Here is a 2287-nt window from a genome sequence, read left to right as displayed (position 1 = left end):
CCGCCAGCCCGGTCGAGCTGAACACGCGGCGCACCATCTTCAGCCCGGTCGGCTGCGTGCCGGCCGACGCGACCTGCGTCAMCTCCAGCGGCACCAGCGCCTGCGCGCGCAGCTGCGCGCGCGCGGCCTTCGCGTTGTCGGCTTCCAGCAGGCCGCTGTTGGTCTTGCCGGCGGCGTCGATCGCCTCGAACTTGTAGGCGGGCATGGTTGCTAGTCTTTCGTGACGCGCATGACCTCTTCGAGCGAGGTCACGCCTTCACGCACCAGGCGTTCGCCGTCCTCGCGCATCGAGCGCATGCCGCCGGCCTCGGCGGCGACGAACAGCTGCGATTCGGCCGCCCTGCTGTGGATCAGCGCGCTCACCTTGTCGTCGGCCACCATCAGCTCGTAGACGCCGGTGCGGCCCTTGTAGCCCGAGTTGCCGCATTCGCTGCAGCCCACCGGATGCCAGCGGCCCTTGGCGTCCTGCTTCTTGCAGTGCGGGCACAGCTTGCGCACCAGGCGCTGCGCGAGCACGCCCAGCAGGCTGGAGCTCAGCAGGAAGGGTTCGATGCCCATGTCGGTGAGCCGGGTCACTGCGCTCGGCGCGTCGTTGGTGTGCAGCGTGGCGAGCACCAGGTGACCCGTCAGCGAGGCCTGCACCGCGATCTGCGCGGTCTCGAAGTCGCGGATCTCGCCGATCATGATGACGTCCGGATCCTGCCGCAGGATCGCGCGCAGCGCCTTCGCGAAGGTCAGGTCGATCTTCGCGTTGACCTGCGTCTGGCCGATGCCGCCGAGGTCGTACTCGATCGGGTCTTCCACCGTCAGCACGTTGGTGGTCGCGGTGTCGACGCGGCCGAGCGACGCATACAGCGTCGTCGTCTTGCCCGAGCCGGTCGGGCCGGTCACCAGCACGATGCCGTGCGGCTGCTGCACCAGCGCATTGAAGCGCTGCAGCGTGTCGCCGCCCATGCCCAGGCCTTCGAGCGTGAACTTCGATTCACCCTTGTCGAGCAGCCGCAGCACCGCGCGTTCGCCGTGCGCCGACGGCAGCGTCGACACCCGCACGTCGACCGCGCGGCCGCCGATGCGCAGCGAGATGCGGCCGTCCTGCGGCAGCCGCTTCTCGGCGATGTCGAGCTCGGCCATGATCTTCAGCCGCGAGATCAGCGCCGCGTGCAGCGCCTTGTTCGGCTGCACCACCTCGCGCAGCGTGCCGTCCACGCGGAAGCGCACCGAGCTCGAGCGCTCGTAGGGCTCGATGTGGATGTCGCTCGCGCCGTCCTTCGCGGCCTGCGTCAGCAGCGCGTTCAGCATGCGGATGATCGGCGCGTCGTTCGAGGTTTCCAGCAGGTCCTCGATGGCCGGCAGGTCCTGCATCATGCGGCTCAGGTCGACCTTGCTCTCGACCTCGCCGATCACGACGGCCGCGCTCGATTCGGCACCGGCATAGGCGGCGGCGATGCGGTTGACCAGCGTCGAGGCCGGCTCGCGCTCCAGCGCGTCGATCGAGTACAGGCGCAGCACCTCGCTCAGCGCCGGCATCGACACGGTCTCGGGCGCCCACAGCACCAGGCGCTCGCCGTCGTCTTCCAGCAGCAGCGTGTGCGCCTTCGCGTAGGTGTAGGGCAGGGGGTGACGTGAGCCCATGGCTTATTGCCCCGGCTGGCTGGCGGCGGGATCGGGGGCCGAGGCACCCGACGCCGGTGCCGCCGCTGATGTCGGGAGAGCCGGGTTGCGGATCGGCTTCGGCGGCGGCGCGCTCAGCGCCTTCGACGAATCCTGCAGCGTGTTCAGCGGCGGCAGCACCGGCGATTCATTGATCGGCGTGATCCAGCTGTTGCGCGGCTGCTCGGCCTTCTGCTGCGCGCGGATGGTCTCGTAGCGGTCCAGCGAGACCGCGTTCGAGGTGGCCGCGTCGCGCATCACGATCGGGCGCAGGAACACCATCAGGTTGGTGCGCGTCTTCTGCCGGCTGGTGCTGCGGAACAGCGCGCCCAGCACCGGGATATCGCCGAGCAGCGGCACCTTGTTGTTGGTCTCGGTGAACCTGTCCTCGATCAGGCCGCCGAGCACGATGATCTCGCCGTCGTCGACGACCACCGTCGATTCGATCGAGCGCTTGTTCGTGGACGGGCCGGCGCTGGTGGTGCCRGGCGCGACCTTGTCGGACAGGCTCGACGATTCCTGGAAGATCGTCATGCGCACCGCGCCGTTCTCGCCGATCTGCGGCTTGATCTTCAGCGTGATGCCGACGTCCTTGCGCTCCACCGTCTGGAACGGGCTGGTGGTGGCGGTGCCGGTG

2 protein-coding genes and 1 pseudogene are annotated in these 2287 nt (G+C 69.1%); all 3 read right to left on the bottom strand.

The features are described from left to right. Positions 1-205: pseudogene (locus tag AC1D15_RS28025) on the bottom strand (type II secretion system inner membrane protein GspF); the annotation flags it as partial. A gap of 5 nt (positions 206-210) precedes the next feature. After that, positions 211-1632 (bottom strand): type II secretion system ATPase GspE, encoded by a 1422-nt coding sequence (gene gspE, locus AC1D15_RS28020; protein WP_047500223.1) that lies wholly within the window; start codon positions 1630-1632, stop codon positions 211-213. A gap of 3 nt (positions 1633-1635) precedes the next feature. Further along, positions 1636-2287 (bottom strand): type II secretion system protein GspD (locus tag AC1D15_RS28015; RefSeq protein ID WP_477828583.1); only part of this gene is annotated, 652 nt, incomplete at its 5' end.

This window comes from Rhizobacter sp. P2_H2 (assembly GCF_056403375.1).
This window is presented reverse-complemented; position numbering and strand designations above follow the sequence as displayed.

Bases quoted from the DNA above. Each gene is read 5' to 3' on its own strand.
- gspE (WP_047500223.1), bottom strand. From the start codon at position 1,632: ATGGGCTCACGTCACCCCCTGCCCTACACCTACGCGAAGGCGCACACG.